Below are 3,240 nucleotides of genomic sequence, written 5' to 3' on the forward strand. Positions count from 1 at the left end.
CCCTCCCCCCCCCCCCCCCCCCCCCCCCCCCCCCCCCCCGGCCCCCCCCCCCCCCCCCCCCCCCCCCCCCCCCCCCCCCCCCCCCCCGGCGTTCCGGCCCTCCTCCGGGGCGGGACGGGGCAGGACGACGGTGCAGGACGGGTCGGATCAGGCCGGGCCGCGGCCTTGTTCCGCGAGGCCGTTCCGCCGGGCCACGGCCCTGTTCCACGATCCGTCGCCGCGTTCCCACAGGTCACACGGGTGCGCAGGAATCGACACCCGTCGCAGGGAACCCAAGTGATCGGCAAGCCGTCCAAGTGGCGTGCGTGAACATTCCGGCCCGGCCCCCGGGTGACCGGCGCGGCCCCGCGCGAGACGCCCCGGGAGGGCGGCCGTCTCGCCGAGCTGGACCTGCTGCGTTTCACCGCCGCGCTGGCGGTGCTCGCCTTCCACTACTTCATCGCCTTCGCCTCGGTGTGGGGCGAGCGCCCGGCCGAGCTGTTCCCGGCGATCGCCACGATCTCCGGGCTCGGCATCCTCGGCGTCGAGCTGTTCTTCATGATCAGCGGCTTCGTGATCCTGATGAGCGTCTGGGGCAGGGGCCTGGGCGCGTTCGCCCTCTCCCGGCTGGTGCGGCTCTTCCCCGCGTACTGGGTCAGCGTGGCCGTCACCGCCGTCGTCTACGGCCTGACCGCCGCCACCGCCCTGGACCCCAAGCTCACCCTCGGGGAGTACGGCGTCAACCTGACGATGCTCCAGCGGGCCTTCGGCGTCTACGACGCCAACGGCGTCTACTGGTCGCTCTGGGTGGAGCTGCGCTTCTACCTGCTGATCTCGATCCTGGTGATCGTCGGGGTGACGTTCGCCCGCTGCCTGGTCTTCATGGGCGTCTGGCTGCTGGCGGCGGGGTTCTTCGCCGGGAGCGAGCAGGCGTGGGTCGATCTCGTGATCATGCCCAAGTACGCGGCGTACTTCGTGGGCGGCATGGCGTTCTTCCTGATGACCAGGTTCGGGCCCCGGCTGGTGCTGTGGTGCCTGGCCGGGATCAGCGGCGGCCTGGCCGTCAGCGCGGCGCTGGAGCGGGTGGCCGGGCGCGTGGACAGGGTCGGCTACGCCGCCATGCCCGTGCCCGGCTGGGCCGTCGTCGCCACCGTGGTCGGCTTCTACGTGCTGATGGCGATGGTGGCGCTGGGCTGGCTGCGGTGGCTGCGCTGGCGCGGCCTGGTCGTGCTGGGCGCGCTGACCTACCCGCTCTACCTGTTCCACACCGCGGCCGCGGTCGTGATCGTCCCGGCGCTGCGGGACACGCTGCCGCCCCCGCTGACCGCGCTGGTCACCGTGCTGGCCGCGATGGCCTTCTCCTACCTGGTGTACCGCGTGGCCGAGCGGCCCCTGCAGGAGCTCGTCAGGGCCCGCAGGCGGAGAGGGACCCCGGTGCCCGCGGAGGTTTCCGGGGCTTCGGAGGCTTCGGCGCGCCGGGAGGCGCCCGGCCAGGCGCTCTCCGCGTTCCCCCTCGCAACGGGCGAAAAGGCCTCGGTGCCATAACTGTCCGACCACCGGGCATAGTGAAGGGTCTAGGGTCGGGAATAGACACCAGGCAGAGAAACAGTCCCTGATGAACAGAGGGTGCGCATGACGGTACGGCGGGTGATGGGCATCGAGACCGAATACGGCATCTCCGTGCCCGGACAGCCGGGGGCCAACGCGATGGTGACCTCCTCTCAGGTCGTGAACGCCTACCTGGCGGCCTCCGCGGCCCGGGTCCGGCGCGCGCGATGGGACTTCGAGGAGGAGAACCCGCTGCGCGACGCGCGCGGGTTCGATCTCGCGCGGGAGGTGGCCGACCAGAGCCAGCTCACCGACGAGGACCTCGGCCTGGCGAACGTGATCCTCACCAACGGGGCCCGGCTGTACGTGGACCACGCCCACCCCGAATACTCCACGCCCGAGTGCACCAACCCCCGGGCGGCGGTGATCTGGGACAAGGCGGGCGAGCGGGTCATGCACGACGCGGCGGTCCGCGCCTCGGCGATGCCGGCCAACGCCCCGATCCAGCTCTACAAGAACAACACCGACAACAAGGGCGCGTCCTACGGCTGCCACGAGAACTACCTCATGCGCCGGGCCACCTCCTTCGCCGACATCGTCCGGCACCTGACGCCGTTCTTCGTCTCCCGGCAGGTCGTCACCGGGGCGGGCAAGGTCGGCATCGGCCAGGACTCCCGGAGCGAGGGTTTCCAGATCAGCCAGCGCGCCGACTTCTTCGAGGTCGAGGTGGGCCTGGAGACGACCCTCAAGCGGCCGATCATCAACACCCGGGACGAGCCGCACGCCGATCCGGAGAAGTACCGGCGCCTGCACGTCATCATCGGCGACGCCAACATGTCGGAGATCTCGACCTACCTCAAGCTGGGGTCGACCGCGCTCGTCCTGGCGATGATCGAGGACGGTTACTTCACCCGGGACCTCGCCGTCGAGAACCCGGTGCAGGCACTGCGCGCGGTCTCGCACGACCCCACGCTCAAGTACGAGATCTCGATGCGCGACGGCCGCAGGCTCACGGCCGTGCAGCTCCAGATGGAGTACCTGGAGCTGGCGCGCAAGTACGCCGAGGAGCGCAGCGTCAACGGCCTGGACGAGCCCACCAAGGACGTCCTGGAGCGCTGGGAGTCGGTCCTCACCCGCCTGGCGGACGACCCGATGCAGCTGTCGCGGGAGCTCGACTGGGTCGCCAAGCTGGAGCTGCTCGAGGGGTACCGCACCCGGGACGGCCTGCCCTGGTCGCACCCGCGCCTGCAGCTCGTCGACCTGCAGTACTCCGACATCCGGCCGGACCGGGGGCTGTACAACCGGCTGGTCGCCCGGGGCCGCATGCAGCGCCTGGTGACCGAGGAGGAGGTGCTCCGGGCCGTCGAGGTGCCGCCGAACGACACCCGGGCCTACTTCCGGGGCCGCTGCCTGAGCCAGTACAGCGAGTCCGTGGCCGCCGCCTCCTGGGACTCGGTCATCTTCGACATCCCGGGCCGTGAGTCGTTGCAGCGCGTCCCGACGATGGAGCCGCTGCGGGGCACCAAGGCACACGTGGGCGAGCTGTTCGACCGCTGCCGTACCGCGTCCGAGCTGGTGACGGCGCTGACCGGCGAGCAGTGAGGTCTCGTGAGGGGGGAGGCGGGCCCGGCGGGGCGGCCCCCCCCCCCCCCGGGCCGCCCCCGGTGTGGGGGGGTTAGCGTGTTTTTGTGGGTTTTCGGGGGGGGGGGAACC

Annotated in this window: 2 protein-coding genes; both read left to right on the forward strand. The window is 71.6% G+C overall.

Features of this window, described 5'->3' with window-relative positions:
- Window positions 1–330: 330 nt before the first annotated feature.
- Window positions 331–1,524 (forward strand): acyltransferase family protein, encoded by a 1,194-nt coding sequence (locus ACLQ2R_RS15675; RefSeq protein ID WP_425960217.1) that lies wholly within the window; start codon window positions 331–333, stop codon window positions 1,522–1,524.
- An 87-nt stretch (window positions 1,525–1,611) separates the two neighbouring features.
- Window positions 1,612–3,129 (forward strand): depupylase/deamidase Dop, encoded by a 1,518-nt coding sequence (gene dop / locus ACLQ2R_RS15680; RefSeq protein ID WP_425960218.1) that lies wholly within the window; start codon window positions 1,612–1,614, stop codon window positions 3,127–3,129.
- Window positions 3,130–3,240: the final 111 nt, after the last annotated feature.

The organism is Streptosporangium sp. DT93, assembly GCF_049844535.1.
GTDB lineage: Bacteria > Actinomycetota > Actinomycetes > Streptosporangiales > Streptosporangiaceae > Streptosporangium.